Source organism: Pararhodospirillum oryzae (genome assembly GCF_007992075.1).
Lineage (GTDB): Bacteria > Pseudomonadota > Alphaproteobacteria > Rhodospirillales > Rhodospirillaceae > Pararhodospirillum > Pararhodospirillum oryzae.
In genome coordinates this window covers 1-25,295 of sequence record NZ_BJZO01000061.1, presented here as the reverse complement: position 1 = coordinate 25,295, position 25,295 = coordinate 1, and the positions used below count along the sequence as shown (strand labels likewise).

Here is a 25,295-nt window from a genome sequence, read left to right as displayed (position 1 = left end):
GGCGCGGCCCCGGTCCCCGGTCCGGGCGCGGCCCGGCGGAGGGCGCCCCCCGCGACCTGCCCGCGCCCCCGCCCGGCGGCGGCGTGTGGCTGTTCGGGCATCACGCCGTGGAAGCCGCGCTCGCCAATCCGGCCCGGCGGGTGCGCGCCCTCTATGCCCTGCCCGGGGCCGCCGAGGCGCTGCCCCCCGACCTGATCGCCCGCCCGGGCCTGGACCGGCGCGTGGTTGATCGCGACACCCTGGAGGCCCTGCTCCCGCCGGGCGCCGTGCATCAGGGCCTGGCCCTGGGCGTCGCCCCCCTGCCCGCCCCCGACCTCGACGCCCTCGCCGCCCGCCCCGGCCCCGGGGTGATCGCCGTCTTGGATCAGGTCTCGGATCCCCACAACGTCGGCGCCGTCCTGCGCTCGGCCGCCGCCTTTGGCGTGCGTGCCGTCGTCGTCCAGGATCGCCACAGCCCCGACGAAACCGGCACCCTGGCCAAGGCCGCGAGCGGCGCCCTGGAGCGCGTTCCCCTGGTGCGCGTCTCGAACCTCGCGCGCGCCCTCGATGCCCTCAAGGAGCATGGCTACTGGTGCGCGGGGCTTGAAGCCGGCGCCCCCACCACCCTGGCCCAGACCCGCCTCGACCAGCGCGCCGTCCTGGTGCTGGGCAGCGAGGGCGCCGGCCTGCGCCGCCTGGTGCGCGAACACTGCGACGTGCTTGCCTGCCTGCCCATGGCCGGCCCCATGGAGAGCCTGAACGTCTCCAACGCCGCCGCCATCGCCTTCTACGAGCTGGCCGGGCGCGCCTTGCCCGAGGCCTGACATCACGGGGCGCGCGACAGACTCCGCCCGGGGGCGGAAACGGGGACGGAAGCCGGCACCGCCGCCCCGCCTCCCCGCCGGAGCGCGACGACAAACCCCGGTGTCCGCGCCCCCCGGCACCCCCTTTGTCGCGCCCCCCGGCCCCCCCTTTGCCGCGCCCCCCGGCACATCCTTTTTCGCGCGCCCTGGCGCGACCCTCACCGAAATCGCGGTGCTTCTGATCGGTCTTGGCCTGCTGGCCCAGGCCGGGCTCAGCCTTTCCCACGCGGGCCGCCAGGGCCTGGCGGAGCAGCGCACGGCCCTGGCGGCGCGACGGCTGGAGGCTGCCCTGGCCACCGCCGCCCTGGCCACCGCCACCCTTCCCTGCCCCGATGCCCGCGACGCTCCCGACGGCCGCGCCGATTCCACCTGGTGCCAGCGCGTGGGCCTGGTGCCCTGGCGCACCTTGGGGATTGCCCGCGCCGATGCCCTCGACGGCTGGGGGGCCTTGTTTTCCTACCGCCCGGCGCCCGAGCTGGTCGCCCCCGCCCACGGCGGCACCGCCTGGGTTCCCGGAGCCGGCCCCCTCGCCTGCGACAGGGCCGGAGCCACCCTCCGACAGATCGTGTCGTCGCTGATGATCGCTCCGGGCCCGGCGCCACTCCCCCATGCCCAGGCGGCCTACGCCCTGATCAGCCATGGCCCCAACCGCAAGGGAGCCGTGCTGGCCGACGGGCAGCCCTTTGCCCTGGGGGTCGCCACCGCCACCCGGGCCGAGGCCCTAAACGCCGGCGTCGTGCCCGCCGGCGGCGCGGCCCAGGTCTGGCACGGGCCCGATCCCTCCGACGCCCCGGCCCCCGACGGCACCCTTTTCGACGACCGCGTGTTCTGGGTGCCGCCCCTGGTGCTGCTGGAGGAAGCCGGCTGCCGGCCCGACGGCCCCGGGTTTTGAGGCCGGGTGTGTTGCGCCGGCTCCCGGGCGCCCCATATCCTCAACCATAACGGGATGGCGGGCCGTGGCGACCCGACCCATCCCCTAAAACAGGGAGGTCGCCATGGTTGCACCCGTTCCCTCGCCGTCCCCCTCGTCCCCCGCTTCCCCCTTGTCACCGCCCCCCGCCGGGCCGGCCCTGGCTCCGCTGCGTGGCGCCGCCGGGATCTACCACATCAACCGCGTGGCGGTGCGCGACGTCTGGGGCTGGCTGGATCGCGCCTGGGCCGACATCTGCGCGGCCTGGTTCCCCAGCCTGATCTATGGCCTGCTGTTCGTCGCCCTGGGGTTTGCCGTGACCGGCGGCCTGTTGCTGCTGGATCTCGCCTGGCTGGTTCTGCCCATGGCCGGGGCCTTCCTGCTGGTCGGCCCCGTGCTGGGAATCGGCCTGTGCGAAATCAGCCGCGTGGTCGAGGAAGGGGGCACCCCCACCCTGCGCGGCGCCCTCACCGCCTTTCAGCGCAACGGCTTCGCCATCATGACCACCGGCGTGCTGTTCATGCTGCTGATGCTGGCCTGGGTCCGGGTCGCCGCCTTGCTGTTCGCCCTGATGTTCCCCTACATCGGCGGCGGCTGGAACGATCTGATCGTGCAAACCCTGACCACCTGGGACGGCGCCGTGTTCTTGCTGGTGGGCACCGCGATCGGCGCCGGGTTCGCGCTGCTGGCCTTTGTCCTGGGCGTGGTCTCGCTCCCCTTGCTGCTCGACCGGCGCGAAGAGGCCCTGCGCGCCGCCGTGGTGTCCTTTCGCGCCGTGCAGGCCAACCCGGGCCCGATGGCGGCATGGGCGGGCCTGATTGCCGTGTTCATCGGCGCCGGGCTGATCAGCGCCTTCATTGGCCTGATCCCCAGCCTGCTGCTGGTCGGTCATGCCACCTGGCACGCCTACCGCGCGCTGGTCACGGTCGAGGATCCGCCGGAAGCGACGGCCGTGGATCCTGTCCCGCCCGCCTGACGAATGTCTCCAGAACCGTTGCCAGCGCCTCGGGCTGGTCCGCGTGCAGCCAGTGCCCCGCCCCCTTCAGGGTCACCAGCCGCAGCGCCGGGAACAAGGCCGCCAGCCCGGGGCGCGCCGAATCGGGAACGTAGGCGCTCAGGCCACCGCGCACCACCAGGGTCGGCCCCGACCACGACACCCCCGCCGCCAGGGGCGGAAAATCGCCCAGCACCGGCAACGCCGCCGCCAGGGCCGGCAGGTTCAAGCGCCAGCGAAACCCGCCTTGCTCCGCCCGCACCAGGTTTTGCAGCAGAAAAGCCCGCAAGCGGGTTTCCGGCAGGGCCTCGGCCAGCAGGGCCTCGGCGTCCTCGCGCCGCGCCACCTCGGCGAGCGGCAGGGCCATGAGCGCGCCGATCACCCGGTCGAGCCCCTCCATGCCGGGCGACGGCCCGGGCGCGATGTCAAGCACCCCAAGATGGCTGATCCACCGGGGTGTTTGCAGCGCCAGCATCATGGCCGCCTTGCCCCCCATGCTGTGGCCGATCACCGGCACCGGCCCCAGCCCGACCCGCTCAATGTAACGGGCCACGTCGGCGGCCAGATGGGGGTAGTCCATGACCGGCGACCACGGGGACTCGCCATGATTGCGCAAGTCGAGCACATGCCATTCGGCCTCGCCGGCCAGCCGGGTCACGATGGCCTGCCAGTTGCGCGCCGAGCCAAACAGGCCGTGCAGCAAGACCACGGGCCGGCCGCGCCCCACGCGCCGGGCCGCCAGATCCACCGACTCCACGGGGCCGCTCACCACGGCCCCCGACAACAAAGGCCCCGAAACCAGGGGCCGGCGGACGACACGGGCGGACAAGGCATGAAAAGGCTCCCCCAACGGCATGAAAACCCCGCCAGGGAAACACACGACGGCGGGGAGGAGCAACCCGCGCCGGGCCCTGGCGGGAAGGCGAACAGGCCGACCCGGGCGTTTCGTCGCCTGGGCAGGGACGCAAACGACAGGGGGTCCCCGGGCTGGCCTGCTCCCCACGCTTCAAGCAAGAGCGGGGCCAGAACGCCCCGCCCGTCCCATCGGAGGCCAAGCCCGTGACGCCTCAACCCCTTGGCTCTCGCCAAGGATCGCTTCTCTCCGCCCAGGGAGGGGCAGGAATGAACCGTTTTGGCCGTTTTTTCGTTATTTTGACCGATCTGGAACACTTTCGCGGGCGTGTCGTCGTTTCCGGCCCCAGGCCGCCCGGTTTCGCCCCTTGACAAGGCGCGGGCCCTGCCCCCCCTCTTCGCCGCTTCCCCCAACGAGACTCAACCTGAGTCGCCCCCTTCACCCGTTCAACGCGAGACCCACCGTGAAAGCCCTGGAACTGTTCATTGAACGCATCATCCTGGCCAGCCGCTGGCTGCTGGTCGTTTTCTACCTGGGGTTGGGCGCGGCCCTGGCGATCTACGCGGCATCCTTCATCGCCAAGTTCGCCAAGGTGGCCACCAACGTCTTCACCTACAATGAATCCGAAATGATCCTGGCCATGCTGAGCCTGATCGACGCGGCCCTGGTCGCCGGTCTTCTGGTCATGGTCATGATCAGCAGCTACGAAAACTTCGTCAGCCGCTTCGACGAAGGAACCGACGAAGTCTCGTGGCTGGGCAAGCTCGATACCGGCAGCTTGAAAATCAAGGTGGCGTCGTCGATCGTCGCCATTTCGTCGATCCACCTGTTGCAGGTTTTCCTGAACGTCCACGAATATCCCGACGACAAGATCATGTGGTCGACGCTGTTGCACCTGACCTTCGTCGTCTCGGCGCTGCTGCTGTGCTTCGTCGAGCGCATGATGGCCAAGCTCCACGAGAGCAAGGATCACGACACCTCGAACACCATGGGCGCGTGACACCCTGGAGCGAGACCCGAAAAGGGGGAACCGCTTTTCGGATCCGTCGAACGCGAAAACAAAGGCCGGCCGGGGATCCCCTCCCCGGCCGTTTTTTTGAGGGAGGCTCCTACCAGCGGGCCTCGGGATCCCCCAGCCACAGGACATGGCTCACCCACGGGGCTTCCTCGGCGAAGCGGGCGTAGGCCCGGCGCGCCTCGGTGTTTTCCACCGGCACCAGCCAGCGCACCTGAATCCAGTCGCGGGCCTCGCCCAGGCGGGCCACCGCCTCCAGGATCTTCTGGGCCAGCCGCTGGCCGCGCGCCGCCTCGCTCACGTACAGGTCATCGACCTGCCCGGCGCGACGCCCCGAGATCGCCTCGGGAATATCCAGAAACAGCACGAACGCCACCATCTGGCCGTCGGCCTGGAACGCGCCGTGCAACTCGACCTTGGGGTCTTGCAACAAGGCCCCGGCATAGGCCGGATCGGGGTCCGGAGCCGGACCGCCATGGCGCAGGGCGCCGGCGTACTCCGCCAGCAGGCCGGCCAACGGGCCGGCATCGGCCAGGGTCAGGGGCCGCAGAATGACCCCCGGCGCCAGAACGATCCCCTCGGCCGGGGATCGCCCCTCGTCTTGGACCATCGGATGGTCTCCTTCATGACAAAAAAAGGAAAAAGTCGGTCACGAAAGCATATCCAGGCCGTCAACGCAAAGCTCCGTTGGGCATATTAGAGCACCGCGCGTAAAAGCGGATCCGGAAACGGCGCTCTAACTCTTTGTTTTTACGCTCGACTTATCCGAAAAGCGGTTCCCCCTTTTTGGCTCTCACTCTACAATGCGGGGGCTCGTCCCCGCGCCGCGCGGCGGGGCGAACATCGCGGCTTCCCTCGCGCGCCAGGGGGTCATGAGCGTGCCGTTGCGTCATCCCTTCGCCTTCGACCCCACCTATGGCCTGGATCTCTCCGCGCTGCTGGCGGTGCCGGTTCCCGCCGCGCCCTTGGACTTCGATGCCTTCTGGCGCGCCCGGTACCTCCGGGCCCGCGCCCGCGACCCCAGGCCCCGCCTGAAGCGCCAGGATCTGGTGCATCCCGCCTGGACCGTCCACGACATCGCCTACACCTCGACCGGTGATTTTCCCATCGGCGGCTGGCTGCTGCTGCCCCGCTCGGGCGTCGTGCGCCGGGGGCTGGTGGTGGGTCACGGCTATGGCGGACGCGACCAGCCCGACCTTGACCTGCCCCTGACCGACACCGCCGTTTTGTTTCCGTGCTGCCGGGGCCTGTCGCGCAGCCAGCGCCCGCCCCTGTCCCCGGATCCGGCCTGGCATGTGCTGCACGACATCGACCGGCGCGACGCCTACGTGATCGGCGGCTGCGTCGAGGACCTGTGGGTGGGGGCCTCGGTCCTGACCACGCTCTACCCCTGGCTGGAGGGCCATCTGGGCTATGCCGGGATCAGCTTCGGGGGCGGCGTGGGCGCTCTCGCCCTGGCCTGGGACGATCGCTTCGATCGCGGCCACCTGGCGTTGCCCACCTTCGGCAATCAGCCCCTGCGCCTCACCTTGCCCACCACCGGCTCGGCGGCGGCCGTGCAGGCCTACGAGCGCCGGACGGGCCACGCGCTGGATACCTTGCGCTATTACGACGCCGCCAGCGCCGCCTTGCGCATCAAACAACCCATGCTGGTCGCGGCGGCCCTGTTCGATCCCGCCGTGGCGCCGCCCTGCCAGTTTTCGATTTACAACGCGCTCAAAGGCCGCAAGGAAATCTTCATTCTGGACGCCGGACACTTCGAGTATCCTGGCGAAGCCGAGCAGAAAGCCCGCCTGCTGGAGCGGCTGCGCGTTTTCTTCCACGCCCCATGAACCGAGACTATCTCCGCTGGCACAGCCCCCGCCTGGACCGGACCATGGAACTCCTGGTCTTCGGCCATCAAGGCGCCAAGGTACTGGTTTTCCCCACCCGCGACGGCAGCTTCTGGGAATACGAATCCCTGGGGCTGGTGGAGAGTCTCGCCTCCAAGATCGAGGCCGGACACCTGCAACTGTTCTGCCTCGACAACCTGGCCGGGGAAACCTTCTATTGCTTCTGGCGCGACCCGGCCGAGCGCATCCGCCGGCATGTTCTGTTCGAGGAATACGTCCTCAACGAGGTCATGCCCCTGATGGGGGCGCGCAACCCGCACCCGTGCACGATTGCCCACGGGTGCAGCCTGGGCGCCTACCATGCCGCCACCCTGGCCTTCCGCCACCCCCACCTGTTTCGCAAGCTGGTGGCCTTTTCCGGGCGCTATGACCTGACCTTGCGGGTGGAATGCTTCGACGACCTGCTGGCGGGGTATTACGACGACACGGTGTATTTCCACACCCCGTCCCATTTCCTCCCCGGCCTCACCTGCGAGGACCGCCTGAACCACCTGCGCCGGATGGATATCGTGCTCGTCATCGGCGCCGAGGACCCCTTCCTCGACAACAACCGCCACCTGAGCCAGATCCTCACCGAAAAAGGCGTGCCCCACGCGCTCCACGTCTGGGACGGCCGCGCCCACCGGGGCAGCGCCTGGCGGATGATGGCGGGGTTGTACATCTGACCCCAGGAATTACCCCATCCCCCCGAACCAGACCCAGGCGGCGGCCAGACCAAGAAGGGTCATGGGGATGCCGGCGCGGGCGTGATCGAGGAAACCCAGACGCACGCCCGCCCCGGCCGCCTGGTCGGCGACGATCAGGTTGGCGAGGCTGCCGATCAGCAGCAGGTTCCCGGCCAGGGTGCCGTACACCGAAAGCTGGTACAGCGCCGCCTCGGGCACCGGGGTGCCGAGGCCGGACCCGATCACGGCCAGCCAGCCGGTGACCAGGGGCACGTTGCCGATGGTGTTGGAGCCCACCAGGCTGATCCCCAGCACCGCCCCCGGGCTCAGCGGATCCAGGCCCAGGTCCCGCGCCCAGGCCAGCAGCAGGCCCGGGGTGCCGGTGGCGGCCAGGGCATCGACCACCACGAACAGGCTGGCGAACAGCACCAGGAGCGGCCAGTCCACCTGCCCCAGCACGGCGCGGGTTTGCAAGCGCCGGCTGGTCAGGATCAGGCCGGCCGCGAGCAAGGCGGCGGTGGCGCGGTCCACGGGAGTCAGGAACAAGGCCAGCATGCCCCCCAGGGCGATCATGCCCTTGGCCAGGCCCCAGCGGTCCACGGGAGGGGGAGCGTCCTGGACGGGGGGCACGACGGCGGGCGCGGCCAGGGCCCCCCGCCACACCCAGGCGGTCACGGCCCACACCAAGACCAGGGCCGCCACGGCCGGAGGGGCGCAGGTGGCCACGAACGGCCCCACGCCCAGGGTTCCGTGCTGGGCGATGAGGATGTTCTGGGGATTGCCGATCAGGCTGGCGGCCGACCCGGCGTTGAGCGCCCCGGCCAGGCCCAGCAGGTAGGGGCGGGGATCCAGGCCGCGCTGGATCAGGCCCCGGGCGAGCACCGGAGTCAGGGCCAGGGCGACCACGTCGTTGGTCAGCACCGCCGCCAGCGCGCCCCCCACCGCCACCACCAGGGCCAGCAGGGCCCGGGGCCCCAGGCGGGCCTGGGCCAGGACATGGGCGCAACGGTCATGAAAGCCGCACGCGGAAAACTGGAGCGACACCACCATGAGGGCGAAGAGCACGCCCAGGGTTTCGAAATCGATCGCCGCCAGCACGTCGGCACGCGGCCGGGGCGCTCCCGCCTGCAAGGCAATGGCGGCGAGCAGCGCGATCCCCGCCCGGTCCACCCCCAGCCCCGGCACCCGCCCCACCGCCATGCCGGCATAGGTGAGCACGAAAACAGCCAGCACAAACCAGTCCATCGCACCCGTGCTTTCCCGGCATGAACCGGTTTACTCAATCGGTTTGACGCCCCCCCGGCGCCCCAGGCCGAAGCCCACCCGATAGAGGTCGGGCATGTCAAGCCGACCATCACGCCGTTCTTGAAAAATCCCCAAGTGGACCAGATCCTCGCGCAGCCCCTCCCAGCCTTCGTCCGCATGGGGCGGAGGCAGGCGGCCCTCGTCGGGCTCGCCCGCGGGACCGTTGGGAAAACGTTCCTGCCAGCGGCTCAAGACCACATCGGGGGCACACGGCACGGTCAATCCCGCGAGAGGTCTGCAATAGAACCGAACCCACGGATAATCCTCGGCGATCTCCGCCACCCGGATTCCCGAGGCCTTGCGGATGCCGCGCTTGATGCTTTCGTAATGCAAGGCCAGGGCATGGTCGGGATAGCGGTCCTTGGAATCCTCGGCGGCCTGCCGGATTGCCGCCAGGAAAGACCGGGGGGAGGTGCGCCCTTTCCCATCCGCCAGATGACCGACCGACCACACGTAAGGAATGCCCCGTCGCTGATCACGCCCCATCCATGGCCCCGCCAGTGCATCAAACAGGGCTCGCTGCTCCCTGGTATCCAGCCGGGCGGCCTCGGGCAGACGGTAGGCATCGGGGCCCTTTGGCACGGCGCTCCCCACGGTGGTCTTGACCAGGGCACGGGCGCGCTTCCCTGCATCTCCAGGGGCGTTGACCAGATGGTGCCACAGCAGGCCATGCAGGTCGTGCCGGCTCCACACCAGATCGGCCCGTGTCGCCATCAGCTTGGACGCATCGGGAAAGTTGCCCACCGTGCGTTCGGCCTGATCCGGTCGCAAGAACACCTTGGCATGCAGCCCCGGGAAACTGCGCACCCACAGCACCGTGCGCAGCAGGCCTTGCACCAGCGCATCCATGGTCTGCCAGTCGGCGCTGGCGCGATCCAGGGCATCGAACACGATCAAGCCCCTGGTTTTTTCGCTCGCCAAATGCCGGACGGCGGCGGCCATGGCATGGGCCACCCCCTCGGGGTTGTCGCGCATCCAGGCCAGCGTGTTTTCCCATCTGGCGCGAGGCAGCTTCCCGCCCCCCATCCGGTCTGCCCAGCGCAGCACCACGGCCCGCCACAGGTCATAGGGGGTGTGGCCTTGCTTTAACAAGGGGCCAATCACTTCCGGGGTCGGGTAATCCTCGATCGCCTGGGTCGCGGAAAAGCCCAGATGAACCGTGACCTGTTTCATTTCCGGCAAAGCCTGGGCCAGGATCGCCTGCCCCTGGGGCGTGGTCAGGGCATGGGCCCAGCATGATTTGCCCACCCCCCGATCGCCAACCACCAAGCTGGCGTCCAGGCGCAAGGCGCGCACATGGGCCGGCGGAACATACAGGTCGCGCCAGTCCTCCAGGGCGTGGTGCACGCTGACATCCACCGGCAACGCCTCCAGCAGGCAGTCGCGCCAGGCCTGGGCGTCGGTCATGGCGTGTTTCCTGTCTCCACCAAGGAAGCAATTCCCTCCACCAGGGGGCCGAAAATCAGATGCACGGTGTCCCGGTCGATCTCCCGCAACCGGCCATGCAAGGACGACAGGGTGGAAAAACCCCGGTTCCACCGGATGACCCACGGCGCATGCGGGGCCGTTTCGTCGTCGCGGGCAAAGGCAAACGCTTCGGCGCCGTCGTCGTCCGGGGAAAGGCTGTCGTACATCAGTTCTTCAAACACATCATGACCGTGTTCGCGCAAGCCGTCGATGACCTCTCCCCGGCGCTCGTCGTCGGGCACCATGGCCCCGACCAGTTGCAACCGCTTGCGCATGTCCCGCGCGATTCCATGGCGCTGCCACAGCTCGAACAGCACCCGATAGCCCTGCCATGTTTGCGCGCTGTCGGAGGCGAACAACAGCACCAGTTCGGCACCCAGATCGGTGACGCAGGCGGCCGCGATGTCATCCAGGCCGGCCCGGGCATCCAGCAGCACAAGATCGGGCTGCCACGTGTCTTCCAGGGCGTCAATCAGGCGGGCAAGGCGCCGGGTCCAGGGCTCGGGGGCCTGGCCGGGAGCGCGGCGGGCCATCCACACCCGCCCCAGCTTGGCGACATATTCGCCCGGCTCGCGCCCATGGGCGGGGACAACGCGGATTTCGCCGTTGGTGGCCAGCGGGCTGGACGCCGTCAGGCCGTCGAACACGGCCGCCCCATTGTCCACCAGATCCTCGACCAGCCAGTCAACCAGACCAAACGGCGGCCGCCGGTCCTCGGGCAGCAGGGACGAGGACAAGCCCGGCGATTCCAGGTCGAGATCCAGAACCAGGACCCGCCGCCCGGCGTCGGCCAGCGCCCAGGCCGCCGCCGCCAGGGCCGTCGAACGCCCGACGCCCCCCTTGATGGACGAAAAAGCGACGCGCGGTACCCTGGGCGAGGAGGGGGCAAGCGTCGCCCAGCCGCCTTCGGCAATCAGGCGGTCCACAACCCGCACCTGGGGGAACTTCTCCAGGGGAAACCGGGGGGCGTCGGCGCACACCGCCTCCAGGTCGTCCTCGAACAACAGCCCTCCCTGGGAGAGCGGAGCATGGGGGCCCAGGCGTTCGGACAACCTCCGGGACAAGGCTTCGAACCATCCCCGGCGCGCGTCGTCCCGCTCGACCTCGGCAGGCACGATCAGGCGCACGCGCCCGTTCAGGTCGCGGTTGACCAGGAATGAAGTGCCGGAGGAAGGAGGGACGGCTTCAAGGCATTCCTGCAAGACAGGCACAATCGTATCGAACGTGCTCATCGCAACAAGCCCTCCCATTGGGCCTTGCGCACCAGGGCGTGGACGCGGCGGGCCGCATCCTTGTGCCCTTCCACCCGGGCGGGCGTGAACCCGGCTTCGGAGGCGTAACGCTGTTCTGCCCTCCAGTTGCTGAACGGATTACCGCCCTCAAACCCGTATTCGGCCGCCCCATATCCTGCGCGATAGGTTTCATAGCGGACCCACACCGCGTCCGCATGCTTTCGATCCTCGTATTTCTCGGGATCGCCGCTTTCTTTCACGGCCATGCCAAACGCCACCATCAGGCGCTTGAGGCCGCATTCGGCCGCCATGCCGAACAAATGATCGGCATTGGCCCAGCGTCCGGCCTCGAACAAGATCCCGGCATCCTTCAGGTGGCGGGAGTGGGCATCCAGAAAATCAACATCCATGACCAGCGCCTTGCCGTATCCCCCACAGGATCGTTGCTTGTCGTCATGGAGGATTTCCCCCCCGCGATCAAGCCCCGGCAAGGTCCGGGGAACGGGGGGACCGGAGTCCCCCCTGTCAGCGTCAGCCGTGGGCGGCGAGCTTGGCGAGCAGGGCGTCGCCCATGCCCGAGGTGCCGACCAGGGTCTTGCCCGGCTGCATGATGTCGCCGGTGCGGATGCCGTCGGCCAGGACGTCGCGCACCGCCTGGTCGATCAGGTCGGCTTCCACGCCCATGTCGAAGCTGTAGCGCAGCATCATCGAGAACGACAAAATCGTGGCCAGCGGGTTGGCCTTGTTCTGCCCGGCGATGTCGGGGGCCGAGCCGTGGACCGGTTCGTACATGGCCTTGCGCGCGCCGTTCGCGTCGGCTTCGCCCAGCGAGGCCGAGGGCAGCATGCCCAGCGAGCCGGTGAGCATGGCCGCGCAATCCGACAGCAGGTCGCCGAACAGGTTGTCGGTCACGATCACGTCGAACTGCTTGGGCTGGCGGACCAGCTGCATGGCGCAGTTGTCGGCGTACATGTGCGAGAGCGCGATGTCGGGGAACTCGGTGGTGCCGATCTTCGTCACTTCCTCGCGCCACAGCAGGCCGCTTTCCATGACGTTGGCTTTTTCAACGCTGCACAGGCGCTTGTCGCGCTTGCCGGCGAGGTCGAAGGCCACCCGGGCCACGCGCACGATTTCGTGGGTGTCGTAGACCTGGGTGTTGACGCCGCGCCGTTCGCCGTTGGGCAGGTCGCTGATGCCGCGCGGCTGGCCGAAGTACACGCCGCCGGTCAGCTCGCGCACGATCAGGATATCAAGGCCCGCGACCAGCTCGGTCTTCAGCGAGGAAGCCTCGGCCAGGGCATCGAACACCAGGGCCGGGCGCAGGTTGGCGAACAGCTCCATGTCCTTGCGCAGGCGCAGCAAGCCGCGTTCGGGCTTCAAGGAGAAGTCCAGGTTGTCCCACTTGGGCCCGCCAACCGCGCCCAGCAGCACGGCGTCGGCGGCCAGGGCCAGCTTCATGGTGTCGTCGTGCAGGGGCGTGCCGTGGGCATCGTAGGCGGAACCGCCGACCAGGCCGTCCTCGACCTCGAAGGACGCGCGGCCGCTTGCCACCAGCCAGTCCATCACCCGGCGCACCTGCGCCATCACCTCGGGGCCGATCCCGTCGCCGGGCAGGAAAAGAATCTTCTTGGTTGAAGGCATGGGTTCGCTCTTTTCAAAAATATATCGGGGCCGGGCCCTCCCGACCCCGGAAAAAGGGCCGAGGGCTCAGGCGGCCGGACGGGACGCCACCAGCCAGGGCATCTGCTGGGCGCGGGTCTGTTCGAAGCCATCGATCTTTTCTTGCTTTTGCAAGGTCAGGCCGATGTCGTCCAGGCCGTTCAGCAGGCAGTGCTTGCGGAAGGCATCGACCTCGAACGCGATGGTGCCGCCATCGGGGCCGCGAATGATCTGGTTTTCCAGGTCCACGGTGACGGTGGCATTGGCGCCGCGCTCGGCGTCATCCATCAGCTTGTCCACCTCTTCTTGCGGCAGCACGATGGGCAGAATGCCGTTCTTGAAGCAGTTGTTGAAAAAGATGTCGGCGAAGCTGGGCGCGATGATGCAGCGGATCCCGAAGTCCAGCAGGGCCCACGGCGCATGCTCGCGCGACGAGCCACAGCCGAAGTTGGCCCCGGCGACCAGGATGGTGGCGCCGCGCCACGCCGCCTTGTTCAACACGAAGTCGGGGTTTTCGGCGCCGTCCGCCGTGTAGCGCATTTCGTCGAACAGGTTCTTGCCCAGGCCGGTGCGCTTGATCGTCTTCAGGAACTGCTTGGGGATGATCATGTCGGTATCGACGTTGATCAACGGCAGCGGCGCCGCGACGCCGGTCAGAACGGTGAATTTTTCCATCGGCTTACACTCTCCTCTCGGCCGCCAGCGCCACGACGCCGCGGATAAAAACCTGAAAACTGTGGGACCGGTTGCGCGCGGGGTCCATGTGGGGGCCGATCGCCCGCGCACCGCTTCTTGGTTTATAACCCTGAGGACCATGGTCCAAAAAGAGGCGTTCCATCTCCTGTTTCGCGTTGGCCAGACGATCGGGCTCGCGAAATTTTTCCTGCGCGGCCCGTTGTCCCAGGCTCTCTTGCCCCAAGGCCCGCCCCACGGCCTCCAGATCGCCCAGGTACCACGATTCCAGTTCATGGCAGACGATCCGCACCAACGTTTCCGGGCGTCCCGCCTCTCGACACAAGGCCAGCAGTTCCGCCTTCAGGGCCCTGCATTCCGCCTGATCTTGATCATGCAGGATCATGAAACGGGTTCCTTCCGGCCAGCGACTGCGCAACCGAACCGGAATCTGCTTCCTCAGGTCCGTCTTGCCGCGATGGCGCACCACGGTAATCCACTGGTCCGCGTCCTCGACCAGCCGGGGAAGCAGGATGTCCCGCAAAAGAATCTGCATCGATTCTTCCTCGACCAGGATCACCAGGTGGTTCATGCCCGCCCACCCGGCCGGTAAAAGGCGCCATCCATCCACATCTGGCCGGGCAGATCGCCCCCGGCGGCCAGGGCTTGCAGCATGGGATCCGCCGCCGCCCGGCGCACCCGGGTTTCGCCGTGGACCTTGTCCAGGATCCAGATGCTTTCGAGGGGCATCGCGTTCAGGAAATCGGGCGAATGGGAGGTGAGAAACACCTGTCCGGCCTGCTCGGAGAACACCTGAAAGTCCTCGGCCAGGTCGCCCAGGACATGGGGGTTGATCTGGCCTTCGGGTTCCTCGGCGCACAACAGGCTGGGGGGCTCGGGGTCGTTCAGGATCAGGAGCCACGCCAGCAGGTCCATGGTGCCGTCGGACACGTCGCGTTCCAGGAACGGGGTCTTGAGGGTGCCATCCTGGAAGCGCAGCGCGATGCGGCCATCCTCCATTTTAAGCGGCTCGATCCCCGCGAGGCCGGGAATGCGCTGGGTCATCCGCTGACAAACACGCTGGAATACCGCCGGGTGGGTTTCCAGCAAATAGCGCGCCACGGCGTGGGCATTGGCGCCGGCGGGATCAAGGCGGTTCGTCCGGGCTCCCGTGCCTTCCAGGGGCAACAGTGGACGCGGGCGAAGGTCCACGCTGTAAAATTCGTTAATAAACCTGACAAGACTTCTTGCTTCAGGATACAAAATTGAATCTGCAAATGACAATGCCGACTTACCAACATCAACATGCATATCAACGGCGCGACCCTGCACGTTGAAAGACACAAAGGACTCGCCATTGCCCGGATTTATTCTTCTTGGAAAACTCTTCTTTTCATCATTTATATTCTTGAATTCCTCCTCAAGAAACCGAGGAGAACCCCGTCCATCGATATCGGCGGAAAAGGCATACCGGAAGCGCCCCGCCCCTTCTTCCGGGCTGGCTTCCACGTCAAGATCAAAGGACAGAACGCGCGGATCGGCGCCTTGAAACGGCACGGTGTCGGCGCGGGGGATATCCTGGGCGCGGCCGGTGACCATGGCGCGCACGAAGGCCAGCGCGTCCAGCACCGTGGACTTGCCGGAGCCGTTGGGGCCAACCAGAACATTCAAGACGGGGATGTCGTCAAAGACCACATCGCGCAGACTCTTGAAGTTTTGGATATGCAGGCGACGCAGGAGCATGGGCCCGTCCCCCAAACGCGTGTGTCGTCGGAGTCCCTTCCCACCGAAGGGGTTCGGGGAAGCCGGGCTTCCCCGAACGGGGGTTTGGGGGCCCGTGGCCCCCAAGGGACGAAGTCCCTAAAAAACGCCCCTTACAGCGCGCGCACGTCGGTGAGCTTGCCGGTGATGGCTGCCGCTGCGGCCATGGCCGGGCCCACCAGGTGGGTGCGCCCGCCGCGTCCCTGGCGGCCTTCGAAGTTGCGGTTCGAGGTCGAGGCGCAGCGTTCGCCCGGGGCCAGCTTGTCGTCGTTCATGGCGAGGCACATGGAGCACCCGGGTTCGCGCCATTCAAAGCCGGCCTCGCGGAAGATCTCGTCCAGGCCCTCGGCTTCGGCCTGTTCCTTGACCAGCCCCGAGCCGGGCACGACGATGGCGTTGACCGAGGCGGCGACCTTGCGGCCCTTGGCGATGGCGGCGGCCGCGCGCAGGTCCTCGATGCGGCCGTTGGTGCACGAGCCGATGAACACGCGATCGACCGGGATTTCGGTCATCGGGGTGCCGGCCTCAAGGCCCATGTACTCCAGCGAGCGCTGCATGGCGGCGCGGCGGGCGGGATCGGCCTCGGCGGCCGGATCGGGCACGCGGCCGGTGATCGGCACCACGTTCTCGGGGCTGGTGCCCCAGGTGACCTGCGGCTCGATCGTGCTGGCGTCCAGCACCACGGTGCGGTCGAACACCGCGCCCTCGTCGGTCTTGAGCGTGCGCCACCACGACACGGCGGCTTCCCACAAAGCGCCCTTGGGAGCCAGGGGGCGGCCCTTCAGGTACTCGAAGGTCACGTCGTCGGGAGCGATCAGGCCGGCGCGGGCGCCCCCTTCGATGGTCATGTTGCAAACCGTCATGCGGCCTTCCATCGACAACGAGCGGATGGCCTCGCCCGCGAATTCGATGACGTAGCCGGTGCCGCCCGCCGTGCCGATTTCGCCAATGATGGCGAGCACGATGTCCTTGGCGGTCACGCCCGGGCGCAGCTGGCCATCGACGCGGACCAGCATGTCCTTGGCCGGCTTCTGGACCAGGGTCTGGGTCGCCAGCACGTGTTCCACTTCGCTGGTGCCGATGCCGAACGCCAGCGCGCCGAAGGCGCCGTGGGTCGAGGTGTGGCTGTCGCCGCACACGATGGTCGCCCCGGGCAGGGTGAAGCCCTGTTCCGGCCCGACGATGTGCACGATCCCCTGGCGGATGTCATCCATGGCCAGGTAGGGCACGCCGAAATCCCGCGCGTTGGCTTCCAGGGTTTCGATCTGCAGGCGGCTTTCGGGGTTGCTGATCCCGGCCTTGCGGTCGGTGGTGGGCACGTTGTGGTCGGCGACGGCCAGGGTGGCCTCGGGATGACGCACCGCGCGGCCCGCCATGCGCAGGCCCTCGAACGCCTGCGGGCTGGTGACTTCGTGCACCATGTGGCGGTCGATGTAGATCAGGCAGGTCCCATCATCCTGAGTTGCGACCAGATGGCTTTGCCAGATCTTGTTAAACAGGGTCGTGGGCTTGCCCATGGACTCGACGCTCCTGAACGGTGTCTCGGGGAGGAATGGCGGGCCGGTTTGGCTCTCGTTCGTGGCTTTCGTGCAAGCGGACCGCGAGGGACCGCCGGGAACTATGACGAAAACGGGATTGTGTCGAAAATGGGATGAAGACCGGGCCGCGACGGCGTGGCGTGTCGGTCATCCGAACGGCCCGCGCGCCCGCCCCCGGTTCCCGGTGAACGGGAACCAGCGGACGGGCGGCGGGCCGGCGGGAAGGAAGCCTCCGAGCGGCGGGCGTCGGTGTTACGACGACGCGGCCTCGTCCTTGGCGGCCTGCTTGCGCTCGTGGGTAATCTCGCGCTCGCTGGCCAGCGCCTTCTGGGTGGCGTTGGTGTCCTCGACGATACGCGCGGCGCGGCCACGCAGGGCCCGCAGGTAGTACAGCTTCGCGCGACGCACCTTGCCACGACGCACCACTTCAATGCGGTCGATGGTGGGGGCGTACAGCGGGAAGATACGCTCGACGCCTTCGCCGAACGAAATCTTGCGCACGGTGAACGAGCTGTTCAGGCTGGCGTTGCGCCGCGCGATGCACATGCCTTCGTAGACCTGGACACGCTCGCGGTTGCCTTCAACCACCTTCACGTGCACCTTGAGGGTGTCGCCGGGAGCGAAATCGGGCACGCCCCGCTTTTCGAGGAGCTTGGAGACCTGCTCCTGCTCCAGCTGTTGAATGATGTTCATGATCCGCAATCTCCGTTCAGGGACGCCCGCCGGGCGGTGTAACGGGCCCACAGATCGGGGCGCCGCTTCTGAGTGATGGCCTCCGCCTGGGCTCGGCGCCAGTCGGAAACCCGTTGATGGTGGCCGGAGATGAGCACCTCCGGAACCGCCCGCTCCTGCCACACGGCGGGGCGGGTGTAGTGGGGATATTCCAGCAATCCCCCCTCGAAGCTCTCTTCGTCGAGCGACCGCGCGGTGCCCAGAACCCCGGGCAGCAGGCGCACGACCGCGTCGAGCAAGACCAGGGCGGCCAGTTCGCCCCCCGACAGCACGTAGTCGCCGATGCTGATCTCGTGAACGCCCCGGGCCTCCAGGACCCGTTCGTCCACGCCTTCGTAGCGCCCGCACAGCAAGGTGAGCGAGGGCTGGGTGGCCAGCTCCCGCACGTGGGCCTGGTCAAGAGGCCGCCCGCGCGGGGTCAGGTAGATCAGCGGCCCATCGCCGGGCCAGGTGGCGGCGATGGCGGCGTCCAGCACGTCGGGGCGCAGCACCATGCCGGCACCCCCGCCAAACGGCGTATCGTCGACCGTGCGGTGACGGTCGGTGGCGAACGCCCGGATGTCGTGGGCCTGCAAGTGCCACAAGCCGGCGTTCAGGGCCTTGCCGGGCAGGGAAACGCCCAATGGCCCCGGAAACATCTCGGGGAACAAGGTCAGGACATGGGCGGTCAGGCTCATGGATGATCCTCCGCCAGCGGAGCGGGGGCCCCCTCGTCGTCCAACGGGGCGCGAGCCCCCTCGTCCAGCAGGCCGGGCGGCGGGTCCACGACCACATGGCCGGCCTTGAGGTCAACCACGGGGACAACGGCACGGGTGAAGGGCAGCACGACCGAGCGCCGGCCATCGGCCAGCAGCACGTCGAGCAAGACCCCGGCCCCATAGTCGGGCACGGCCGCGATGCGCCCGAGAACGGACCCATCGGTTCGGCGCACGCTCAACCCCACCAGATCGCCCAGGAAGAACTCGTCCTCGTCCAGGGTTTCGCGCGGCAACAGCGCGCGGTCCAGGAACAGGCGGGTTCCCTTCAGGGCCTCGGCGGCGGTGCGATCGCTGATGCCCTCGATCGCGCACAGGACAACGCCCTTGACCCGGTTGCGCACCGCCAGACGAAACGAGCGCCGGCCATCCTCGTCGCTCAGGGGCCCCAGGGTTTCCAAGGTGGCCTCGTCGTCGACGAACGCCTTCACCCGGACCAGCCCCTTGACCCCATGAACGCCCACGATGACGCCAACCAGCATCCGTTTTGTCATGGCGCGTGTCTTTCACCGGTTCCCCGAAGGCCCTTAGCCCTCGGCGCCTTCGGCGGCCTCGGCGGCGGCCTTGGCCTTCTCGGCGGCAACGCGCAGACGCTCCTGGGCCTTGGCCTTGGGCTGGTTCTTGCGAGTCTGCTCAGGGATGGCGCGGGCTTCGGCCAGGCCCTTGAAGCCCAGGAAACGGGCCACGCGGTCGGAGGGCTGCGCGCCCACGCCCAGCCAGTACTTCACGCGCTCTTCCTTCAGAACAACGCGGTTCTCGTTGTCGCGCGACAGCATGGGATCGTAGATGCCCAGCTTCTCGATGAAGCGGCCGTCACGCGGGCTGCGGGAGTCGGCAACCACGATGCGGTAGAACGGGCGCTTCTTGGCGCCGCCACGGGCGAGCCGGATACGAAGAGACATGGTATGTGGGACTCCTTGGAAACAGGATCGACTCGGAGGATCCAACGCGGCCCAGACCGCCGCAGAGGGGAACGAAAAAGCAAAAAACAAAGACCAGGCCCAAAGGACCGTCGGCAAAAAGCGAATCGGGCCGACGGACCCCGGGGAAGGCAGGAAACCAGTTAGCGCTTGCGCTTGCCGCCGCGCGTGGCAAGCCGGGGCGGCAGGCCGCCCGGGGTCGCCGGACCGCCCAGGGCGCGGGCCAGCGCCCCCATGTCGGGACCCTCGGGCCCGTCCATGTCCTTGAGCAGGTTCATGAGGCCCTTGCGGCCGCCCATCTTCTTGATGCGCTTCATGACCATGGCCATCTGCTCGTGCTGCTTGAGCAGGCGGTTGATCTCGGGCACCGTCGTGCCCGAGCCGGCGGCGATGCGCTTCTTGCGGCTGGCCTTGATCAGGTCGGGATTGCGCCGCTCCTTGGCGGTCATCGACAAGATGATCGCTTCTTGATGGTCGATCACCTTGTTGTCAACCTGCGCCTCGGCCAGCTGGCGCTGCATCTTGTTGATGCCGGGCATCATGCCCAGAAGGCCCTTCACGTCGCCCATGCGCTTGATCTGGCGCAACTGGCCCAGCAGGTCGTTCATGTCCCACTGGCCTTCGGCCAGACGCTGGGCGAGACGCTCGGCGTCTTCCACTTCGATGGTCTGGGCGGCCTTCTCGACCAGCGAGACGATATCGCCCATGCCCAGGATGCGCCCGGCCACCCGCTCGGGATGGAAGGCGTCGAGGGCATCCATCTTTTCGCCCATGCCCATCAGCTTGACGGGCACGCCGGTGACGGCACGCATCGAGAGCGCGGCACCGCCCCGGCTGTCGCCATCGACGCGGGTCAGGACAATGCCGGTGATGCCGACCTTTTCATTGAACTCGGACGCGATGGTCACGGCGTCCTGGCCGGTCATGGCGTCGGTGACGAGCAGGGTTTCGTGCGGGCGCACGATCTCGCGCACCGCCGCCACCTCGGCCATCAGGGCCTCGTCGATGTGCAGGCGGCCGGCGGTATCGAGAATGACGACGTCGTAGCCCCCGGCCCGCGCTTCCTTCATGGCGCGCTGGGCGATCTCGACCGGCATCTGGCCGGGCACGATGGGCAGGCAATCGGTTTCGGTCTGCTCGCCCAGCACCGCCAGCTGCTGCTGGGCGGCGGGACGGTACACGTCGAGCGAGGCCAGCAGCACCTTCTTGCGTTCGCGGGTCTTGATGCGCAGCGCGATCTTGGCCGAGGTGGTGGTCTTGCCCGAGCCCTGGAGACCCACCATCAAGATGGGCACGGGCGGGGTCTGGGCGATGTCGAGGCCGAGCGCCATGGGATCGGGCTCGGCCGCGCCATCGGGACCGGCCAGCATGGCGACCAGGGCGTCGTGCACGATCTTGACGACCATCTGCCCCGGGGTGACCGAGCGGATCACCTGCTGCCCGATGGCCTTTTCCTTCACGTCGGCGATGAAGCGCTTGACCACCGGCAAGGCGACGTCGGCTTCCAGAAGGGCCAGACGAACCTCGCGCATCGCGGCATCGACGTCCCCTTCCGACAGGGAGGAACGTCGGGTCAGTTTGTCGAACACGTCGCCAAGGCGACCGGACAATCCTTCGAACATGGGCTCTTCCCGTCCCGGGGGTGAACAGATCAGGGCAGACCGCCAGGGCCCCCGGGTTGCTTTTGGCCAAACGAAAGCGGCGCCAGTGCGCGATCCTCGCGGACTGACGGACCTCCGTGGAGGCTTCGGCCTTCCCTGGGGGGACAAGGCGGACACGGTCCACCCGCCAGGCGGGCCGACCGGAACGCCGAGGATTACCCCCGACGCCCCCGGGCGTCAAGAAAAACAGACAAAAGCCGGCCCTGGTGCGCGCCGAGCGCCTCACCTCGGGCACTGCCGCGCGCGGCGCGGGCGGACTCGGCCTCGCGAACGATCGATACTGCACGGCGCAGGTTTGCTTCAGCGGCCCGCGGATCGGCATTGGCCGTCAGCCCCTCATCGACACAGGCATCGAGTCTTGGATCGCGATAGAGTCGCCACCAATGCGGTGGCGTTTCCTCCTGGCTCACGACCGCACGACTGAGACCAAGGAAAGGTGCGGCGGCATCCGGACGTTCAACTCTTGCGCTGCGCGGAACATGGCAGGCTGGACCCGCGACGCAACCGGCCCGCAACGGGGGCCGACAGGAAGGGAAGCGCGCGCTTCATGGCCGCCCCCCGTGGTCGCATCCCCTCTCGCGGGGATGATCTCGACGGTTGCGGTCATGCCCGCAGCCAACTCGACGTCGGACGGCACCGTATCGATATGGATGCGCACCGGGATGCGCTGGGCCAGACGCACCCAGGAAAATGTCGCGGCGACATTGGGCAAGCCAAGATGACCGGGCGCGTCGTTGCTGTTGTCGATCCCGCGGCCGAGACTTTGGACATGGCCGGATATGGGCTGATCAAAGCCCATCAGCATGATCAGTGCCGGATCACCAACGCGGATCTGCCGTATTTTCGTCTCTTCAAAATAGCCGGTGATCCAGAAGCTGGCGGCGTCCAGGACGGCGACTTTCGTCACACCAGCCGTCGCGTAATCGCCGGGCCGAAGTTTCAGGTTGGTGACATAGCCGTCGACGGGCGCCCGAACCGTCGAGCGTGCAAGGTCAAGCCTGGCCAGATCAAGCGCCGCCACCGCTGACTGATAGGCTGCGCCGGCGACCGCAGCGGCGCCGCTCGATTGCTGAGCCGCCTCCTGGGAGACGACGTCCTTGAGCTGGCTGTGCCGTCGCGCCGTTGCCTGACGAACGATCATATCCTGACGTTTGGCTTCGACCTCAGCCTCAGCCAACGCCACCGCCAACCTGAGCCGCTCGGGGGCGATCTCGTAAAGGATGTCGCCCTGACGCACGTATTGATTATCAACCACGAGAACTGCGCTGACTGTGCCAGAGACTTCCGGCGCGATCTGCACGACATCGACGCCAACTCGTCCGTCGCGTGTCCAGGGCATCCGCTCGAAATGGTTCCACGCCTTCAGCGCGATAAAGGCGGAGACGGCGACGAGGCAAAGGGTCAGGGCGTAGCGCCCAAGAAGGGATAGGACAGGTTTCAAGGCAGGAGTCCGATCGATGGCAGGTACTGCACGAGCAGACCGTAGATGATGACAAAAGTGGCGAGTTCGACGAGCGGCCGATAAGCGAACCGGCGATGGAAACCGGAGGCGGCAAACAGGCGCAGCACCGCCATGGTGACGACCAGCGCGATGAATGCGAGCGCCACCAAACCGGGGATCAGGACGCCTCCGACATTGAGATCAACGATCATCGGTCGTGATCCTCCCGTCTGCTGGGGAGCCAAGCGCAAATCGCAGGTCGATGAGCAGATCGACAATCTGCAAACGATTCTTGAACACGCTGCCTGCCGTCTTCTCGATCAGGGTCTCGATCCACTGATCGAGGTCGAGAAGATCTGGCGTCGTGGACGGCTTCCCTCCACTGAAGCGCTTGGCGATGACTGATAGAAGCTCTCGCAGTTCGACGGCGACCTCCCCCTTGATCTGCGGGATCGTCTTGCGAAGCTGTCCGGAGACATGCCCGATGCGAAGATGGCGCAACGTATCGTCGAGCACATCCGGACAGGCTTTGCCGATCAGCCGCAACCTTGGCAGCAGCAAGGCTGTCCGATCGATCATCAGGCTTGTCCAGTGCGCTTCGTTGGGTGCAGCGCCAAGCGCGCGTCGGCCAACGTCCCGGCGGTTCAAGCGAAGCAAGCGGTTGATCGCTCCATCGACCGGCACGGTCTGGAACAAGGACATGCTCACCGCGCCGAAGCCGACCGCCGCGAACAGCGCGATCACACTGTTGAGTGAGCCGGCGAAGTCGCCCGTATAATAGGGACCAAGAACCGAAAGGATCGGAATGGTCAGCGTGATACCGAGCGCCATGAAGGTCGTCGGCAGCCGTGCCTGGAGAGAGCCGGCGAACAGGAACGCCGGCGCGAGCACCGCGACAAGAACCCAAAATTCGGTGACCTGGGGCAGGATGATGAAGCTGTAGATGAGGCTGATTAAAACCCCGTAGATTGAGCCGACGATATATTTGACGACAAAGGGGACAGGCGCATCGAAATTGCCGAACAGGGTGCAGCAGACGCCAAGAATGGAGACAGCCATTCCGCCCTCCGGCCAAGCCGTCCAGATCCAGAAGGCGCAGCCAATGAGAATGCCGACGATCGCGCCGAGCGCGGTGCGTCCCGCCATCCAGGGATCGCGGTGATAGACATAGCCCTTCGCCTGTTTCGGCCCATGAAGCGACGTGGCATCGCGCAATTGCCCAGGCGTTGCGATGTTCCGCTCCAACCTGTCGCAGTCTTGTAGCAAACCGACCATCTCGGCCAGATGCCCCGCCAGGTTGGCGGCAAGCCTGTCGCTGGGCGTCGCAGCGTCTGTGCCAAAACGCTTCTGGACTGATCGTGCGTGTGCGATCAGTTTGACTGCGGCAGCCTCCCGGTCCTCCGTTTCGGCGCTTGCGGTCCAGGCACCGACGTCACCGACCAAGGCGATCAGCTCGCCGGGCGCCTCGCCGTCGCCTAAGCGAACAGCCTCAATCCGGTCTTCGACCTCGGCCGCGAGCCACAGCAAGCGGGCGAGCCGGTCATGGATGAGTTGCAGTATCCGGCGTGGGGGCGTGGGGGCCGGATCATAGGGCAGATGCGTGGCAAGCCCCTGGATTGCTAGTAGGTCCGCTGCGAGTTGGTGACGGTCGCGGCGGTTTTCTCCCGGCGCTCCACTGAGTGCATCGCCCGCCAGCCGACGGCCGTCCCGCAGCGCGGCCGACACCTTGCCGGTGAACTGGCCGGTCATGCGTTTTGGCAGGATATAACGATGGATCAGGACCGCGCACAGAATCCCGATCGAGATTTCCTGGACGCGCACCGCCGCCGTCTCGAAAACCGCGCCTGGGTCGAACACGCTCGGGAACCCGATCAGGCTCGCGGTATAACCGGCAAGAACAAAGGCATAAGCGCGTGGCGTGCGATCAAGCAGCGAGAAAAACAGGCATAGGCCGATCCAGCCCGCAAGGACGACGCTGCACACCATCGGATCGTTCACGAAGTTGGGAACGATCGCGACCGTTGCCATGGCGCCGACCAGCGTACCCGCGAAGCGATAGACACCACGACTGAAGGACGCCCCGGCAGACGTCTGCGAGACGATGTAGACCGTTACGATGGCCCAGAATGGCTTGGGAAATCCGATCCGCAGCGAAATGTAGTAGGCCAGCATCGCCGCAGCGAAACTCTTCGCCGAAAACAAGATCGCATCCGCATCCGCCTTCATGGTCGGCGTGCGCGGGAAGATCGTTCCAGCTTGCCGCATGGCTGCAACGGCCTTATTTCGGAAGGTGTTTATGGGTGGCGCGGTGTTCATGCCGCCAGTTGTGACCGATTTGCAAAATCAAATAAATTCGGTATTATGACATAAAATATCTAAAAACGGCCATTCTCATGTCTGCGTTGCGATCTGCCGTTTCCGTTTCTGATCCCGACCGCACCCCCCTGCCGGCGGTCGCCTATCAACTCGACTTCGCCGATCATGAAGCAGAAATCCCTTTGCATGTGCATCGCAAGGGTCAGTTGATCCTGGCCTTGCACGGAGCCGTCACCTGCACCGCAGGCAACGAAATCTGGATCGTGCCTCCCAATTGCGGAGTCTGGATTCCCGGTGAAGTGCCGCACAGCGCGCGAGCGACAGCAAATGCGCGGCTTAACTATCTGTTCGTCGAGCCAGATGCAGCGAATTTGCCGGAAACCAGTTGCACATTGTCGGTGTCTCCCATGATTCGAGAAATGGTGGATCGGCTTGCTCGCGAGGGGGCTGACTATCTCGCCGACAGCCACGCCGCCCGGATCGCGCGGGTGGTCCTTGATGAACTTGCGCAGATGCCGCGTGAGCGGTTCAACCTGCCGATTTCAAGCCATCCAAAAATCCGGGCGATGGCAGACGCTCTGACGATCGAGCCTTCGGACCGCAGTACGCTAAGCGATTGGGCGAAGCGGGTCGCGATGAGCGAGCGGTCGCTGGCGCGTCTATTT

The 25,295-nt window shown here is 67.0% G+C and carries 26 protein-coding genes; 7 read left to right on the top strand and 19 right to left on the bottom strand.

Features of this window, described 5'->3' with window-relative positions:
• From rlmB to ROR02_RS11315, 3 genes are all read left to right on the top strand, one after another.
• Positions 1 to 803: 23S rRNA (guanosine(2251)-2'-O)-methyltransferase RlmB (gene rlmB / locus ROR02_RS11325; protein ID WP_147164137.1), on the top strand; the 803-nt coding region annotated here is incomplete at its 5' end.
• Positions 804 to 903: 100 nt separating this feature from the next.
• Positions 904 to 1,734: a prepilin-type cleavage/methylation domain-containing protein gene (locus tag ROR02_RS17455; protein ID WP_147164136.1), complete on the top strand. Its 831-nt coding sequence runs from the start codon at positions 904 to 906 to the stop codon at positions 1,732 to 1,734.
• Positions 1,735 to 1,837: 103 nt separating this feature from the next.
• A complete protein-coding gene (locus ROR02_RS11315; protein WP_147164135.1) occupies positions 1,838 to 2,728 on the top strand; it encodes a DUF2189 domain-containing protein in 891 nt (296 codons plus the stop codon).
• Here the strand turns inward: ROR02_RS11315 and ROR02_RS11310 are convergent.
• Complete coding sequence (locus tag ROR02_RS11310; RefSeq protein WP_246135517.1) at positions 2,673 to 3,575, bottom strand: alpha/beta fold hydrolase; 903 nt, start codon at positions 3,573 to 3,575, stop codon at positions 2,673 to 2,675. The two genes, ROR02_RS11315 and ROR02_RS11310, sit on opposite strands and share 56 nt — an antisense overlap.
• Positions 3,576 to 4,062: 487 nt before the next feature.
• Between ROR02_RS11310 and ROR02_RS11305 the strand changes: the two genes are divergently transcribed.
• On the top strand, positions 4,063 to 4,599 hold the full coding sequence (locus ROR02_RS11305) for a TIGR00645 family protein (protein WP_147164133.1): 537 nt from the start codon (positions 4,063 to 4,065) through the stop codon (positions 4,597 to 4,599).
• A gap of 109 nt (positions 4,600 to 4,708) precedes the next feature.
• Here the strand turns inward: ROR02_RS11305 and ROR02_RS11300 are convergent, their stop codons facing one another.
• On the bottom strand, positions 4,709 to 5,224 hold the full coding sequence (locus ROR02_RS11300; protein WP_147164132.1) for a GNAT family N-acetyltransferase: 516 nt from the start codon (positions 5,222 to 5,224) through the stop codon (positions 4,709 to 4,711).
• Between the two features lie 262 nt (positions 5,225 to 5,486).
• Between ROR02_RS11300 and ROR02_RS11295 the strand changes: the two genes are divergently transcribed.
• The gene (locus tag ROR02_RS11295) at positions 5,487 to 6,446 is read left to right on the top strand and encodes an acetylxylan esterase (RefSeq protein WP_147164131.1); all 960 of its coding nucleotides are present in this window, start codon (positions 5,487 to 5,489) and stop codon (positions 6,444 to 6,446) included.
• A 44-nt stretch (positions 6,447 to 6,490) separates the two neighbouring features.
• The gene (locus ROR02_RS11290) at positions 6,491 to 7,171 is read left to right on the top strand and encodes an esterase family protein (RefSeq protein ID WP_218032809.1); all 681 of its coding nucleotides are present in this window, start codon (positions 6,491 to 6,493) and stop codon (positions 7,169 to 7,171) included.
• Between the two features lie 9 nt (positions 7,172 to 7,180).
• On the opposite strand, the gene ROR02_RS11285 is transcribed toward ROR02_RS11290, so the two are convergent.
• The 17 genes from ROR02_RS11285 to ROR02_RS11205 form a co-directional block, all read right to left on the bottom strand.
• Positions 7,181 to 8,416: an SLC13 family permease gene (locus ROR02_RS11285; protein WP_147164129.1), complete on the bottom strand. Its 1,236-nt coding sequence runs from the start codon at positions 8,414 to 8,416 to the stop codon at positions 7,181 to 7,183.
• A 30-nt stretch (positions 8,417 to 8,446) separates the two neighbouring features.
• Positions 8,447 to 9,883 (bottom strand): hypothetical protein, encoded by a 1,437-nt coding sequence (locus ROR02_RS11280; RefSeq protein WP_147164128.1) that lies wholly within the window; start codon positions 9,881 to 9,883, stop codon positions 8,447 to 8,449.
• The gene (locus tag ROR02_RS11275; RefSeq protein WP_147164127.1) at positions 9,880 to 11,175 is read right to left on the bottom strand and encodes a ParA family protein; all 1,296 of its coding nucleotides are present in this window, start codon (positions 11,173 to 11,175) and stop codon (positions 9,880 to 9,882) included. The genes ROR02_RS11280 and ROR02_RS11275 overlap by 4 nt, the downstream gene beginning before the upstream one ends.
• Positions 11,172 to 11,585, bottom strand: a complete 414-nt coding sequence (locus ROR02_RS11270; protein WP_147164126.1) for an SAM-dependent methyltransferase — start codon at positions 11,583 to 11,585, stop codon at positions 11,172 to 11,174. The genes ROR02_RS11275 and ROR02_RS11270 overlap by 4 nt, the downstream gene beginning before the upstream one ends.
• A 121-nt stretch (positions 11,586 to 11,706) precedes the next feature.
• Complete coding sequence (gene leuB, locus ROR02_RS11265) at positions 11,707 to 12,816, bottom strand: 3-isopropylmalate dehydrogenase (protein WP_147164125.1); 1,110 nt, start codon at positions 12,814 to 12,816, stop codon at positions 11,707 to 11,709.
• Positions 12,817 to 12,882: 66 nt separating this feature from the next.
• A complete protein-coding gene (gene leuD, locus ROR02_RS11260) occupies positions 12,883 to 13,509 on the bottom strand; it encodes a 3-isopropylmalate dehydratase small subunit (protein ID WP_147164124.1) in 627 nt (208 codons plus the stop codon).
• 4 nt (positions 13,510 to 13,513) lie between these two features.
• Positions 13,514 to 14,086, bottom strand: coding sequence for a DUF4276 family protein (locus ROR02_RS11255; RefSeq protein ID WP_218032808.1), 573 nt, complete (start codon positions 14,084 to 14,086; stop codon positions 13,514 to 13,516).
• An 8-nt stretch (positions 14,087 to 14,094) separates the two neighbouring features.
• Positions 14,095 to 15,249, bottom strand: a complete 1,155-nt coding sequence (locus ROR02_RS11250) for an AAA family ATPase (RefSeq protein ID WP_147164122.1) — start codon at positions 15,247 to 15,249, stop codon at positions 14,095 to 14,097.
• Positions 15,250 to 15,380: 131 nt separating this feature from the next.
• On the bottom strand, positions 15,381 to 16,784 hold the full coding sequence (gene leuC / locus ROR02_RS11245; protein ID WP_147164121.1) for a 3-isopropylmalate dehydratase large subunit: 1,404 nt from the start codon (positions 16,782 to 16,784) through the stop codon (positions 15,381 to 15,383).
• A 273-nt stretch (positions 16,785 to 17,057) separates the two neighbouring features.
• The gene (gene rplS / locus ROR02_RS11240) at positions 17,058 to 17,498 is read right to left on the bottom strand and encodes a 50S ribosomal protein L19 (RefSeq protein WP_147164120.1); all 441 of its coding nucleotides are present in this window, start codon (positions 17,496 to 17,498) and stop codon (positions 17,058 to 17,060) included.
• A complete protein-coding gene (gene trmD / locus ROR02_RS11235; RefSeq protein ID WP_147164119.1) occupies positions 17,495 to 18,214 on the bottom strand; it encodes a tRNA (guanosine(37)-N1)-methyltransferase TrmD in 720 nt (239 codons plus the stop codon). Before trmD ends, rplS begins: the two co-directional genes overlap by 4 nt.
• Positions 18,211 to 18,786 (bottom strand): ribosome maturation factor RimM, encoded by a 576-nt coding sequence (rimM, locus tag ROR02_RS11230; RefSeq protein ID WP_147164118.1) that lies wholly within the window; start codon positions 18,784 to 18,786, stop codon positions 18,211 to 18,213. The genes trmD and rimM overlap by 4 nt, the downstream gene beginning before the upstream one ends.
• A 33-nt stretch (positions 18,787 to 18,819) precedes the next feature.
• On the bottom strand, positions 18,820 to 19,194 hold the full coding sequence (gene rpsP / locus ROR02_RS11225) for a 30S ribosomal protein S16 (RefSeq protein ID WP_147164117.1): 375 nt from the start codon (positions 19,192 to 19,194) through the stop codon (positions 18,820 to 18,822).
• A gap of 161 nt (positions 19,195 to 19,355) precedes the next feature.
• Positions 19,356 to 20,834, bottom strand: coding sequence for a signal recognition particle protein (gene ffh / locus ROR02_RS11220; RefSeq protein ID WP_147164116.1), 1,479 nt, complete (start codon positions 20,832 to 20,834; stop codon positions 19,356 to 19,358).
• A gap of 445 nt (positions 20,835 to 21,279) precedes the next feature.
• Positions 21,280 to 22,314, bottom strand: coding sequence for an HlyD family efflux transporter periplasmic adaptor subunit (locus ROR02_RS11215; protein ID WP_147164115.1), 1,035 nt, complete (start codon positions 22,312 to 22,314; stop codon positions 21,280 to 21,282).
• Positions 22,311 to 22,526, bottom strand: a complete 216-nt coding sequence (locus tag ROR02_RS11210; protein ID WP_147164114.1) for a DUF1656 domain-containing protein — start codon at positions 22,524 to 22,526, stop codon at positions 22,311 to 22,313. Before ROR02_RS11210 ends, ROR02_RS11215 begins: the two co-directional genes overlap by 4 nt.
• Positions 22,516 to 24,630 (bottom strand): FUSC family protein, encoded by a 2,115-nt coding sequence (locus tag ROR02_RS11205; protein ID WP_147164113.1) that lies wholly within the window; start codon positions 24,628 to 24,630, stop codon positions 22,516 to 22,518. Before ROR02_RS11205 ends, ROR02_RS11210 begins: the two co-directional genes overlap by 11 nt.
• 77 nt (positions 24,631 to 24,707) lie before the next feature.
• Between ROR02_RS11205 and ROR02_RS11200 the strand changes: the two genes are divergently transcribed.
• Positions 24,708 to 25,295, top strand: a 588-nt coding sequence (locus ROR02_RS11200) for an AraC family ligand binding domain-containing protein (RefSeq protein ID WP_147164112.1), incomplete at its 3' end; no start/stop codon positions are given.